This window comes from Nocardiopsis chromatogenes YIM 90109, assembly GCF_000341185.1.
Taxonomy (GTDB): domain Bacteria; phylum Actinomycetota; class Actinomycetes; order Streptosporangiales; family Streptosporangiaceae; genus Nocardiopsis_A; species Nocardiopsis_A chromatogenes.
On the sequence record NZ_ANBH01000104.1, the window covers coordinates 1 to 12,298 of the forward strand.

The 12,298-nt window shown below is 72.6% G+C and carries 10 protein-coding genes and 1 pseudogene; 6 read left to right on the forward strand and 5 right to left on the reverse strand.

The features are described 5' to 3' along the window. Positions 1 to 351 precede the first annotated feature (351 nt). The gene (locus D476_RS0110090; RefSeq protein ID WP_017623827.1) at positions 352 to 1,938 is read left to right on the forward strand and encodes a BCCT family transporter; all 1,587 of its coding nucleotides are present in this window, start codon (positions 352 to 354) and stop codon (positions 1,936 to 1,938) included. Between the two features lie 215 nt (positions 1,939 to 2,153). Here the strand turns inward: D476_RS0110090 and D476_RS0110095 are convergent, their stop codons facing one another. Further along, entirely contained in the window at positions 2,154 to 2,825 is a 672-nt protein-coding gene (locus tag D476_RS0110095; protein WP_083939470.1) for a GntR family transcriptional regulator, read from the reverse strand. A gap of 375 nt (positions 2,826 to 3,200) precedes the next feature. Here D476_RS0110095 and D476_RS0110100 point away from each other — a divergent pair, with 375 nt between their 5' ends. Beyond that, positions 3,201 to 5,501, forward strand: a complete 2,301-nt coding sequence (locus D476_RS0110100; RefSeq protein WP_017623829.1) for an FdhF/YdeP family oxidoreductase — start codon at positions 3,201 to 3,203, stop codon at positions 5,499 to 5,501. Positions 5,502 to 5,595: 94 nt separating this feature from the next. On the opposite strand, the gene D476_RS0110105 is transcribed toward D476_RS0110100, so the two are convergent. Next, a complete protein-coding gene (locus D476_RS0110105; RefSeq protein ID WP_239648660.1) occupies positions 5,596 to 6,009 on the reverse strand; it encodes a C40 family peptidase in 414 nt (137 codons plus the stop codon). A gap of 569 nt (positions 6,010 to 6,578) precedes the next feature. Here D476_RS0110105 and D476_RS37355 point away from each other — a divergent pair. Further along, positions 6,579 to 7,025: a hypothetical protein gene (locus D476_RS37355; protein ID WP_152529300.1), complete on the forward strand. Its 447-nt coding sequence runs from the start codon at positions 6,579 to 6,581 to the stop codon at positions 7,023 to 7,025. A gap of 628 nt (positions 7,026 to 7,653) precedes the next feature. On the opposite strand, the gene D476_RS0110120 is transcribed toward D476_RS37355, so the two are convergent. Both D476_RS0110120 and D476_RS38450 read right to left on the reverse strand, forming a co-directional pair. After that, entirely contained in the window at positions 7,654 to 8,544 is an 891-nt protein-coding gene (locus tag D476_RS0110120) for a hypothetical protein (protein ID WP_017623833.1), read from the reverse strand. Between the two features lie 52 nt (positions 8,545 to 8,596). Further along, positions 8,597 to 9,205 (reverse strand): hypothetical protein, encoded by a 609-nt coding sequence (locus D476_RS38450; RefSeq protein ID WP_204366973.1) that lies wholly within the window; start codon positions 9,203 to 9,205, stop codon positions 8,597 to 8,599. Between the two features lie 410 nt (positions 9,206 to 9,615). Here D476_RS38450 and D476_RS0110130 point away from each other — a divergent pair, with 410 nt between their 5' ends. From D476_RS0110130 to D476_RS39675, 3 genes and pseudogenes are all read left to right on the forward strand, one after another. Then, positions 9,616 to 10,221: a TetR/AcrR family transcriptional regulator gene (locus tag D476_RS0110130; RefSeq protein ID WP_026123389.1), complete on the forward strand. Its 606-nt coding sequence runs from the start codon at positions 9,616 to 9,618 to the stop codon at positions 10,219 to 10,221. A gap of 126 nt (positions 10,222 to 10,347) precedes the next feature. Further along, positions 10,348 to 10,650 (forward strand): annotated as a pseudogene (locus D476_RS40050) (class I SAM-dependent methyltransferase); the annotation flags it as partial. 115 nt (positions 10,651 to 10,765) lie between these two features. Continuing rightward, the gene (locus tag D476_RS39675) at positions 10,766 to 11,230 is read left to right on the forward strand and encodes an SAM-dependent methyltransferase (protein ID WP_204366974.1); all 465 of its coding nucleotides are present in this window, start codon (positions 10,766 to 10,768) and stop codon (positions 11,228 to 11,230) included. Positions 11,231 to 11,286: 56 nt separating this feature from the next. Here the strand turns inward: D476_RS39675 and D476_RS0110140 are convergent, their stop codons facing one another. Next, positions 11,287 to 12,276, reverse strand: a complete 990-nt coding sequence (locus tag D476_RS0110140) for a LacI family DNA-binding transcriptional regulator (RefSeq protein WP_017623838.1) — start codon at positions 12,274 to 12,276, stop codon at positions 11,287 to 11,289. Positions 12,277 to 12,298: the final 22 nt, after the last annotated feature.

Below are 12,298 nucleotides of genomic sequence, written 5' to 3' on the forward strand. Positions count from 1 at the left end.
GCCGCCCGCCCCGTTCCACGACCCTCCTCCCCCGTTCCGGCGCCCCCGCCGCGGGCCGGCCGCCGCCGCCCGCGCGCCCCTGTCCCCGGCGCCCGCCGCGTCCTTCGGACGGCCGGCCCCGCCCGAACACCGCCGCGCCGGGGCGCGGCCGGCCACGCGGGCGGTGGGCCCCCGGGCGCCTCCGGAGTCCGCCCCATCGGCCGCGGACGGGCCGTGCCCGCGCCGATCCCGGGGGTGTCGGCCTCCTCCCGGCCGATCCGAGGCCGACATTCCCGCGATCGGCGCGGGGCGCCCCCGGGCGGNACCTCTGAGACCGGAGAACCCCTTCCGAGCGAAAGGAATGCACCCCCCATGCTGCGCAAAGACCAATCCGCCCCGCTCCATACCCCGGCGGCCGCCGGCCGCGACCGACCGGCGCCCCCGCCGGACCACCGCATCGACCCGGTGGTCCTGGGGACCGCCCTGACCCTGTGCCTGGCCTTCGTGGTGTGGGGGGTGATCGACGCCGATTCCCTGGCGGCGAGCGCTGAGGGCCTCCTCGACCGCGTCCTGCACTCCACCGGGTGGCTCTACGGCCTGGTGGCCTCCGCGCTCGTCGTGTTCGCCCTGTTCCTCGCCTTCTCCCGCTACGGGCGCATCCGCCTGGGCGAGGACGGCGAGCGCCCCGAGTTCGGGACGGTCGCCTGGACCGCGATGCTGTTCGCCTCGGGGATGGGGATCGGCCTGGTGTTCTGGGGGGTCGCCGAGCCGCTGTCGCACCTGGCCGAGCCGCCGCTGGGCGCCGCCGCTCCCAACTCCCCGCAGGCCTCGCGGCTGGCGATGGAGTACTCCGTCTTCCACTGGGGCCTGCACCCGTGGTCGCTGTACGCCCTGGTGGGGCTCGCGCTGGCCTACGGGATGTTCCGCAGGGGCCGCCCCAACCTGCTGAGCTCGATCGTGCTGCCCGGCCGGCCGTCCTCCAGCGCGCCGTCCCGCGCCGTCGACGCCTTCGTCGTCTTCCTCACCACCTTCGGCGCGGCGACCTCCCTGGGGCTGGGCGCGCTGCAGATCAACAGCGGGCTGGCCTCGACGTTCGGGGTCCCCGAGAACACCGCCGTGGCGATCGCGGTCATCACCGGGCTGATGGTGCTGTTCGTGCTGTCGGCGGTGACCGGCCTGCACCGCGGGATCAAGCACATCTCGACCGTCAACGCCGCCCTGGCCGGGCTGCTGGTCGCGTTCGTGTTCGTGGCCGGGCCGAGCGTGCCGGTCCTGCAGACGCTCGTCGAGACGGTCGGCGGGTACGCCGCGCACATCGTCCCGATGGCCTCGCGCACCGGGGTCTACGGCGGCGAGGAGTGGCTGACCGAGTGGACCGTATTCTACTGGGCGTGGTGGATGTCGTGGGCCCCCTTCGTGGGCGCCTTCATCGCCCGTATCTCCCGCGGGCGCACGATCCGCGAGTTCGTGGTCGGCGTGCTCGTGGTGCCCACGGCGCTGAGCCTGGCCTGGTTCGCGGTGATGGGCGGCACGGGGATCCACATGCAGCTCTCCGGCGAGGCCCCGCTGGCGGAGGCGCTGGCCTCCTCCGGTGAGGAGGGCGCCCTGTTCGCCCTGTTCGACCACCTGCCGCTGGCCGGGCTCACCTCGGTCGCCGTGATGGTCCTGATCGCGCTGTTCTTCGTCAGCAGCGCCGATTCGGCGTCGGTCGTCCTGGCGATGATGTGCCAGCGCGGCGCGCTCCACCCGCACCGCCCGCTCGTCGTGCTGTGGGGCGCGGTGATCGCTCTGACCGCGGCCGTCCTGCTCCTGGCGGGCGGGCTGTCGGCGATCCAGACGGCCTCGCTCGTCATCGCCCTGCCGTTCCTGGCCCTGCTGGTGGCGGCGTGCACCGGCCTGTACCGCGAGTTGCGCGGCGAGTTCTCCCCGGACCCCTCCCCGCCGCGCGGCGCCCGCTGATCGGACCCCGATCAGATTCGTGGTCGCGGCGGCGCCGCCCCTGCCGCCGCCGCGACCACGATTCATTCACTCGGAATGCGGCGCCGCCCCGGCCCCGTGCGCCTACCGCCCCCGTGGTCACCCCCCGCGGAACGGCGGTGGGAAACGCACGGGACATTGCGCTCCCCGGGATCCGGAGAACACCGCGGCCGGCGTTCTCCTGTTAAGCCATTACTTCACAGCACGGAGAGGACGGCCTTCTCGAATCCCCGGATGTGTTCGACCGCGAGTTGGCGGGCGCGTTCGTCCTCGCCGTCGACCATCGTCTCCAAGAGGGGCACGAGTTCGCCGACATGGTCGGTCACTCCGGGAAGGCGGTCGATGTAGAGGTACCAGATCCTCAGCATCAGGTTGTAATAGAGCGTGAGGGTGGCCTCCAGGTAGGTGTTGTGGGAGCACTCGTAGATCGCCCGGTGCACCCTGCTGTCGAACACCATCTGGGCCTCGGCGTCGCGCCCGTACTCTTCGGCCTCGTCACGGAGGGTGCGCAGGTCGGACCGCTGCCGGGCGGTCGCGCGCCGGGCCGTCTGAAAGGCGGCCTCGCCTTCGAGGGGGGCGCGGACCTCGGTGAGCAGGGAAAGGTCGGACAACTGCACTTCGGTCGCGAATACGCCGCGCCGGGGATAGACCTTCACGAGCCTTTCCGATTCGAGCCGCTTGATCGCCTCGCGCACGGGGGTGCGCCCCACCCCGAGCGTGCGCGTCAGCTCTTCCTCGTGCACCGGCGCCCCGGGGGCGATGCGGGTCGTGACGAGCATGTCGCGAATCGCGAAGTAGGCGGTCGCCGAAAGTGACGCATTCTTCTTCCTCGGGGACTTCTTCGCGGCTCCGCCTTCGGTATTCAGCATGGGGCCATGATAGGCCAATCTGAAACATCAGTCGTCGGCGACAGCGCGACACCCGCGCCGCGTTCGCGCAGGTCTTCCGGGGCGGCGCCCGCGGCGGGTCCCCGCGGCGCCCGGCGGCACCCGTCCGTTCGGCCGGGCGCCGCCGCCCGATCGGCCAGGTGGCGCCCCTTCCCCGGAGGCGTAGGGTCGCGTGCGCGCGGCCCCGTGCCCGCCCGGACGCCCCGGGCCCGCCGAGCCGGTGCCGCGCGCGGGGCGGGGCGCCGGGGGCTGCGGCGCACCGCACCGCCTCCGTGCCGATCCGCCGTGATCAACGGGCGCCCGGCCTGGAAAAATGGAAAGTGAACAGCACCGCCAGCTGTACCTCAGGGGGCCGCCATGTCCAATCCGCCCATCGACGATCCGCGCCAGGACGCCCCCAGCGTGTCCGAGCCCAAGCGCTCGGCCGTGGGCATCCCCGCGATCGCCAACAGCATGAAGGTCGTCGGGCAGCAGTCGGGGGCCAAGCGCGGCCTGCTGACGCTGACCGCGGTCAACCAGAAGAAGGGGTTCGACTGCCCGGGCTGCGCCTGGCCCGAGCCGGGGCACCGCCACCCCGCCGAGTTCTGCGAGAACGGCGCCAAGGCGGTGGCCGAGGAGTCGACCCGCCGCGCGGTGGGGCCCGGCTTCTTCGCCGAGCACTCCATCGCCGACCTGGCCGGGCGCAGCGGGTACTGGCTCGGGCAGCAGGGGCGCCTCACCGGGCCGGTGTACGCCGCGCCCGGCGCCGACCACTACGCGCCCATCGGGTGGGACGAGGCCTTCGCCATCATCGCCGACGAGCTCAAGGGGCTGGACTCGCCGGACGAGGCCCTGTTCTACACCTCCGGGCGCACCAGCAACGAGGCGGCGTTCTGCTACCAGCTGCTCGCGCGCCGCTTCGGCACCAACAACCTGCCGGACTGCTCGAACATGTGCCACGAGTCGTCGGGGTCGGCGCTGAGCGAGACGCTGGGCGTGGGCAAGGGCAGCGTCACCCTCGACGACCTCTACCGGGCCGACCTGATCATCGTCGCCGGGCAGAACCCCGGCACCAACCACCCCCGGATGCTCACCGCGCTGGAGAAGGCCAAGCACGCCGGGGCGCGGATCATGACGGTCAACCCGCTGCCCGAGGCGGGGCTGCAGCGCTTCCGCAACCCGCAGACCGCGCGCGGGATCGTCGGCTCGGGCACCCAACTGACCGACCTGTTCCTCCAGGTCAAGGTCGGCGGGGACCTGGCCCTGTTCAGTGCGCTGAACCGGCTGCTGCTGCAGATCGACGAGCAGAGGGGCGGGGTGATCGACCACGACTTCATCGCCGAGCACACCCACGGCTTCGATGCCTACACCAAGGCCCTCCTCGACCACGGGGAGGACGAGTTCTGGGACCGCGTCGGAGCCGCGACCGGGCTGGGCCGCGAGCAGGTCGAGGAGGCGGCGGCGATGGTGCTGGCCTCCGAGAGGATCGTGGTCTGCTGGGCCATGGGGCTGACCCAGCACCGCAACTCGGTCGCCACCATCCGGGAGGTCGTCAACTTCCTGCTGCTGCGCGGCAACGTGGGCCGCGAGGGCGCGGGGGTGTGCCCGGTGCGCGGGCACAGCAACGTCCAGGGCGACCGGACCATGGGCATCTGGGAGCGGCCCCCGGCGGAGTTCCTGGACGCGCTCAGGGACGAGTTCGGGTTCGAGCCCCCGCGCGAGCACGGGGTGGACACGGTCGACGCCATCCGGGCGATGCGCGACGGGCGCGCCAAGGTGTTCTTCGCGATGGGCGGCAACTTCGTCTCGGCCACGCCCGACACGGCGGCGACCGAGGAGGCCATGCGCCGGTGCCGCCTGACGGTGCAGGTGTCGACGAAGCTCAACCGGTCGCACGCGGTGACCGGGGAGCACGCCCTGATCCTGCCCGCGCTCGGGCGCACCGACCTGGATGTGCACGAGGGACGGGAGCGGTTCGTCAGCGTCGAGGACTCCATGGGCGAGGTGCACGCCTCGCGCGGCCGGGTGGAGCCGCTGTCGCCGGACATGCGCTCGGAGGTCGACATCGTGCGCGGGCTCGCCGCCCACCTGCTGGGCGAGGACGAGGCCGTGCCGTGGCAGGAGTTCGCCGACTACGACCGGATCCGGGAGAGCATCGAGCGGGTGGTGCCGGGGTTCGAGGACTACAACGGGCGCGTGCGCAGGCCGGGCGGCTTCCGCCTGCCGCACGCGCCCCGGGACGGCCGCGCCTTCCCCACCGCGACGGGCAAGGCCAATTTCACCTGCAACGGCCTGTCGGCCCCGGTGGTCCCCGAGGGCCGCCTGCTGCTGCAGACGCTGCGCTCGCACGACCAGTTCAACACCACGATCTACGGGTTGGACGACCGGTACCGGGGCATCCACAACGGGCGCCGGGTGGTTCTGGTCAACCCCGAGGACCGCGCCGAGCTCGGCCTGAAGTCCGGTGAATATGTGGACCTGGTCAGCGAGTGGGAGGACGGCGTGGAGCGCCGCGCACCCCACTTCCTGGTGGTGGAGTACCCCACTGCCAGGGGTTCCGCGGCCGCGTACTACCCGGAGACCAACGTGCTGGTACCGCTGGACTCCACCGCGGAGGTGTCCAACACGCCCACCTCCAAGTCCGTTGTGGTCCGCTTCGAAGCGGATTCCGGCCTCTAGGGCCCCCACGCTTCGCCCCTGACCGGTAGGGGCCTGTCGGCGACGAGCCCCTGCCGAACCATCGCGGCTCGGCAGGGGCTCCTCTTCTCCGTGCTCAGTCGGGGCGTACCGCCGAGGTCAGGTTGGACCACCAGTAGTCGTTCAGCTGCAGTTCCTGGATGGGGCGGCTCGGGCGGGAGGCGTGCACCATCCGGCCCTCGCCGGTGTACAGGGCCACGTGCCCCCCGTTGTAGAAGACCAGGATGTCGCCGGGGCGCAGCTCGTCGCGCTGGACCTTGTGGGGCAGGTCGGCCTGGCCGTAGGTCGTGCGGGGGATCTCGATACCGGCCTCGCGCCAGGCGCCCTGCGTTAGACCGGAAGCGTCCCAGGCGTCGGGTCCCGTCGCTCCCCAGACGTAGGGCTTTCCGATCTGTTCGCGCGCGAACGCCACCGCCGCCTCCCCTTGTTCAGGCGTTGAGGCGTGTGCCGTCGCGGTGGCCGACAGCGGGAGGAACAGGGCGAGGAGCACGGCACAGAGCAGGCGGACGGGCGTGCGCCGGGTAGTGGAAGGATTCAGGGGGTGTTCCATGGGGCCCTTTCGTGTCACCGGTTGGGTCCTTCTTTCACACGGGAACACCGTAGATCGGGCCCAACCGGTGGACTCTGGGTGGGGCCTCCATAGCATCCGCGCCGGGGGATGACGGGAGGGAAGCCGCCGGTTCAGCGGTCTTCCCGGCGGCCGGGGACCGGCGCGAGGAGGCTGTCGGAGACGGCGTCGCCGAAGTCTCTTCGAGGTGCTCGGCCGTCTCCCCGCCGGCCCGGCTCATGCGGGTGAACATGGCCTGCCCGTAGGCGTCGAGGCCGGCTTCGATGTCCTCGGTGTTCGCGGCGCTGGGGCGACCGTCGGGCCGTGCTTCCCAGAGGACGGGGGGGACGCGCGCCGATGCCGGAGGTTGCCCCGACCGAGGCAGATGGCCGCCACTGGTCACACTGGCCCGAAGCCACCTCGAATTTAACTTTTTGCAATCGTCACGCGACATGGTGTGCTCAACAGTGCGTTCGCGCCGCCCCAGGGCGGCCCCACCGCGAAGGAGCACGATGAACATCCTCAAGAAGGCGTCGGCAACAGCAGCGGCGACCGCATTCCTCATGGGCGCCGGCGTGGCCACCGCCTCCCCCGCGACCGCAGCCCCGACCTGGATCAACGAGGGGCAGGTCGCGAGCATCGGCAACCCGCAAACCGCACGGTCGGTGAACACCCCCCTCGGAACCGTCCAGATCCGCTACGGCCACTACCAGGGGCGCCAGTACGGCTGGGGACGCGTCGTGAACTCCAGCAACGGCCGAAAACTGCGGTTCGAGGTCGACACCGACGGTGACCGCGTCCCCAATGACCGGTCCATCCACTACATCACGGGCCCGGGGTACGGGTGGACGGAAGGCCACGTCACCTTCTCGAGCAGCCTCGTAGCGTTCCGTGCCTGCATCCTGCCGTCCAACAAATACAACTGTTCGGAGACCACGAACCGCACCTCCTGGTGGTAACCCCCATCCCCCTCAAGGCCGCACGGGTCCGAGCAGGGGACGACGAAGCGCCCGTTCTCTCCGGAGGACGGGCGCCGATCCTGTGACAACCACGCCACCACCTCCCCGTTCGGGCCGCGCAGCTCACGACACCCCTGCATCTGCCCCGCCTCGGCCCTCGACGCCGTCGCCATCGTCCTCGCCGGCCTGGTCGACACGGCCCTCTTCCTGCTGACCCGCCGCCTCACGGCGACCGTGGTCGCCCGCGCACTGTGGAACACCGCGGCCGTGGTCGCCGTGGTGGCCGTTTACGGGGAACGGCCCGGGTTGCAGGGGAGGGGCCGCCCCCGTCCCCCGCTCCGCCTGCTCGGGAGCGACGTTTTCCCGCGGTGCTGCTCCGCGAGGCGGCGAACGCCATCGCCTCCGGAGTCGCGCGCTGGGCGGGTATCCCGCTCTCCTCGGCCGATGCGGCCCGGCTCGCTTCCGACATGGTGGCCCTGGTCGACGGCTTCGCGACGCCGGGTCCGCGCCACTGGCGGGCGAGGATCGCGCGCGTGGTGTGGGAGGGGCGACTGTCGCGGCTGGTCCACGAGGTGCGGTCGGGGTCGGCCGACGTGCCCCAGGAATCGGTGGTCGACACGGTCGCCCGTCACCGTGAAGACGGCGGGCTGCTCCACCCCCGCGTTCCCGGTGCTCGCGTCGCGGTGAAGAAGAGGGGCGAGCGGACGCCGAGGCCGGAGGCGATGTCCACGACGGCCTCGGCCAACCAGCCGACCGCCTCCAGCGACCATTCGGCGAGGCCGCCCCGCAGGGCGAGGCTGTGGACGGGCGGACCGTTCCAGAACGCGTCGTCGAACGGCGTGGGCGGGACGGCCTCCTGGCCGACGGCCTGTGAGGAGTTGCAGAGGAACACGTCCTGGTCCAACCGGCCGATGCGCTCGACCAGCTCCCCTCCGGCCTCCACGATCGACGGATCCCGCCCGCTGCTGACGATGACCTCGACCGCCGCCCTGGAGCCCGGAGCGCGCGCGGTGAACCAGCCGGCCGTCACCACCGCCGGCACCCGCGCGTGGGCGGGCCGGGCCGACGCGTCGATCCCGTGCACCGGCAGCAGGACCTGGACGCCTGACAGGGCCAGCCTCCCGGCCCGGGCCGTCGCGTCCCCGGCGCAGCGCAGGAACGGCTGCACCGGCAGCGGCCGGTCCGCGGCGACCGCGCTCGCCGCGACCTGGAACCAGGAGACGAGCCCGGCGCCGGAGGCCGCCAGAGGGTGGTCCCATCCGGCATCGTTCATGCCCCACAGGCCGGGTGCGCCCGGGCGGCGGTCCTCGGGGCCGCCCAGAACACCGGCCGACGTGTCGTCCAGCCACCCCATGGCGAGCGAGCGGTCGAGGAACAGCACGTAGGCGTCCTGCTCCGCTTCCGGCCCGTGCCAGGGGTGCCAGGCCAGTTCTCCGTAAAGGGCGGCGAACATGGTGCCCGCGGTCCTCTGACCGGTGGGCGCCGTGCCCGGCCGCGCCGCCGTGCTGTCGTCCGGCACGCCACAGCCTTTCCGCGCGGTTCTGCTCCGAGGACGCTACCCGCCGGTGGCGCTAGAACACGCGGCAGTCCTCGTCGGCCTGCCGGTAGGGCCACTCGCCGGTGTCCCACTCGCCGACGACGTCGACGTCCACGTGGTTGCGCCACGAGGTACGGGCGGTGTTGTCGCAGTCGTGGCGCGCCACCGTCCGGTTGGCGCTGCCGCCGCCCGGCTTGAGCCTCTTCGTGGGCGAGCACGCCTTCTGGCGCCAGCTGTTGTCCGTGTACCACTCGTAGAGGCAGTTGTACACGTCGGCGCGGTCATTGCTGCAGTCCCCCTTCTTCCACCACCCGTGGCCGGAGATCACGATGCCGGTACTGGACCGGTGGGGGTAATCCCGTCCGCTGACCGGCGTGCAGGGGAACCGCTGGGCCTGCGCCCCCTCCCCTGCATCCGAGGGCTCAGGGCCTTCGGGCATGGCGATCTCCCGGCCTTCGCCGTCGAGGTAGACGGCGCCGTCCCCGGCCCCGGGGGGCGCGACGCCCGGCACCGCCTCCTCCGGCGAGGCGAAACCGTCGGAGGGCGACGACGCGGCCGCCCCGGCCGGTCCGCCCGCCATACCGGCCGTGCCCACGGCGAGCACCAGCGCCGCACCTGCGAGAAAGAACCGATTCGTCTTCATAATTCCCAAGGCACCTCTTTTCGATCACATCGCCTTTCCTCTTCCACACTCAATGCCGGCCGTTTCCAACAGGGAGGGAGAGCCGACCGGAACCATCGTAGGCTCCACCATGCGAATGGCCAATGAGCCGTCGGCGATCGATCGCACCCGGTGACCACATTCGGTCATCACACCTGGTCGATGCAGACGCATTCACCGTGATCCGCAACACCGCACGGAACTTTGCATTTCATGGCCGCCATTGAGCGCGCCCCATGCGACAACAAAAACGGAATATACCGGTGAATACGTCATTCCGGATCTCTTCCCGTGCGCGAGGCAGATCCGGATAACGTCCGGTATCCGGGCGTGCGGCCGGGGAACCGGCGACGGGACGGCGGCGCCGCGCACGCCGCTCCTACCATTGGCCCATGCCCCGCACCTCTCCCGAGCACCTGGAAGCACGGCGACGGCAGATCCTCGACGCCGCTCGCCGCTGCTTCACCAGGGACGGCTTCCATGCCACCTCCATGCAGCACCTCTTCGCCGAGGCAGGGCTGTCCCCCGGCGCGGTCTACCGCTACTTCGACGGCAAGGACGCCATCATCGCCGCGATCGCCGCCGAGGCCCTGTCCGAGGTGTCCGCCACTTTCGCGGACCGCCGCGACGGGGAGCCTCCCGGCCTGGACGGCGTCCTCGACCTCGTCCTCCAGACCGACCGGCCGCCGCTGTCCGGGAGCCGGGAGTCGGCGGCGCTGCTCGTGCAGATCTGGGCCGAGGCCCTCCGCTCCCCCGCGCTCGCCGAGCACCTGGCGCAGGTGCGCGACGGCGCCCGGGACGTCCTCGCCGACCTGGTAGAACGCCACCGGGAACGCGGGAACCTACCCTCGGGCGCCCCCGCCGCACAGGTCGCCGACGTATTGATCGCCCTGGTCGACGGCTACCTGGTCCAGCGGGCCGTCTACGGCGACGCCGACCCGGGGGCGTTCCGGGCCGGGATCCGCACGCTGTTGGCGGGGTCCGCCGCGGACGGCTGACCCGGCGCCCAGACCCACCCTCAGAGAACGCCGCGTTCCCTCTTGACGCCGCGCCTCCCCCGTGGTCTTCTAAAAAAGAACGAACGTTCGCTCTCTTTATTGGTTCGACCGGAGACGAGGGACCCCATGCCGCACACCTCCGACACCCCCGACCTTCCGCGGGCGCTCACCGGGATCGGCGGGACCGCCCTGGGCGTGGCTCTCCTGCGCGCCCAGGAGAGCAGGCGTCCGGACCGCCTGTTCGACGCCCCCTACGCCGAGCGCTTCCTCGCCGCGGTCCCCGACGGCGACTCGCCGTGGGCCGCCGACCGCACCACCGGCACCTCCTCGCCCTTCACCGCGTTCCACCACCTGGTGGCCGACCAGGTCGCCGTCCGCACGCGCTTTCTGGACGACGCCCTGCTGGCCGCCTCCCGGGAAGGCCGCCTCCAGGTGGTGCTCCTGGCCTCCGGCATGGACACCCGCGCCTACCGCCTCGACTGGCCCCCCCGGCCCACCCNTCGAGGTCGACTCGGCCGACGTCCTCGCCTTCAAGAAGGCGGTCCTGGCCGACCAGGGGGCCGACCCGCGGTGCCGGTGCGTCGCGGTGGCGGCGGACCTGAGGCACGACTGGCCGAACGCCCTCGCGGAGGCGGGCTTCGACACCCAGCGTCCGACGGCGTGGCTGGCCGAGGGGCTGCTGTACGCGCTCCCCTCCGAGGGTGCGAACCTCCTCCTGGAACGCATCACGGCGAATTCCGCCCCCGGCGGCTTCCTGGCGTTCGACCATGCCGAGGACACCGATGCCCTCCGGTCCGCGAGGGCGCAGGTGGCCGAGGAACTGGTGGCGCTGTGGCAGGGCGGTCCTGGAGAGCCGGGGCCCTGGCTCACGCAGCACGGGTGGACGCCCGAGGTCCGGGACGTCGCCGAGGCGGCAGGAGGGTTCGGCCGCCCCGCACCCCCGGCCTTCGACCCCGCCCGCCCCGGAAGCGGCCGCGGTTGGCTGTGCACGGCCCGCCTCAAGGCCTGAGCCGTCCTCAGCGGCCCCTGTCCGCGGGCGCCTTCCCAGAGGTGGCCGGCCCCGCGTCACCGGCCGTGTCGTGGGGCCGGGCCGGTCGACTCGCGCCAGATGATGCGGTTGAGCGGTTCGTCCGGGGCCTCGGCCCCGGTTCCGCGCACCGCGGCGATCAGGCGTTCCATGGCCTGGGCCCCGAGCCGTTCCAGGTCGACGGCGACCGTGGTCAGGGCCGGGGACAGGTAGGCGGCCACCGGGTCGTCGTCCCAGCCGGTCACGCTGATGTCGCCGGGCACGCTCCAGCCGCGCTCCAGGGCGCCGCGCACCGCGCCCGCGGCGACCGCGTCGTTGCCCGCGATGACGGCGGTGACGCCGGAGTCCTCGGGCAGGTCCCAAACCGCCGCGCGCCCGGACTCGGCCGACCAGTCGCCGTCGGCCACGCCGTGCGACTCCAGGCCCAGGCGCTCGACGGTCTCCAGGTAGGCCCGCCTGCGCCCGCGCGCCGAGGCGAACTCCCGGTCCCCCGCCACGTGCAGGAACCGCCGGTGCCCCTGCGCGGCCAGGCCCGCCACCAGGTCGGCGACCGGTGAGCCGTCGGCCAGCTCACCGATGCCGCGCATGCGGTCGTCGTAGCCCGCGGAGACGATCACGGCCGCCTCCCCCTCCGGCGGGGCGCCGTCGCCGAGCGCGGCCGGCGCCAGCGACAGGACGCCCTCGACCTGCCCGGACCCGGCGAGGTCGGCCAGGCGCTCGGCCCGCTCCCCCGCGCCGCCCTCGACGCTGAGCACCTCGGCGGCGTACCCGGCGGCGCGGGCGGCGGCGATGGCGCCGACCAGCGTGCGGACCGGGCTGGAGGCGGCCACGCTGGGCAGCAGGATCGCCAGGCGCCCCGTGCGGCGGGTGCGCATCGAGCGGGCGATGAGGTTGGGCCGGTACCCCAGCTCCCTGATCGCGGCGTCCACGCGGGCCCGGGTGGCCTCCTTGAGCCCTTCCCCCTCAAAGCGCAGGTAGCGGGAGACGGTCTGGTGCGAGACCCCCGCCGCGCGGGCCACCTCCTTCATGGTCGGCCTGTGGTGCGGTGCG

Bases quoted from the DNA above. Each gene is read 5' to 3' on its own strand.
- D476_RS0110100 (WP_017623829.1), top strand. From the start codon at position 3,201: ATGTCCAATCCGCCCATCGACGATCCGCGCCAGGACGCCCCCAGCGTG.
- D476_RS0110095 (WP_083939470.1), bottom strand. From the start codon at position 2,825: ATGCTGAATACCGAAGGCGGAGCCGCGAAGAAGTCCCCGAGGAAGAAG.
- D476_RS0110090 (WP_017623827.1), top strand. From the start codon at position 352: ATGCTGCGCAAAGACCAATCCGCCCCGCTCCATACCCCGGCGGCCGCC.
- D476_RS38450 (WP_204366973.1), bottom strand. From the start codon at position 9,205: ATGAAGACGAATCGGTTCTTTCTCGCAGGTGCGGCGCTGGTGCTCGCC.
- D476_RS37355 (WP_152529300.1), top strand. From the start codon at position 6,579: ATGAACATCCTCAAGAAGGCGTCGGCAACAGCAGCGGCGACCGCATTC.
- D476_RS0110130 (WP_026123389.1), top strand. From the start codon at position 9,616: ATGCCCCGCACCTCTCCCGAGCACCTGGAAGCACGGCGACGGCAGATC.
- D476_RS0110140 (WP_017623838.1), bottom strand. From the start codon at position 12,276: ATGAAGGAGGTGGCCCGCGCGGCGGGGGTCTCGCACCAGACCGTCTCC.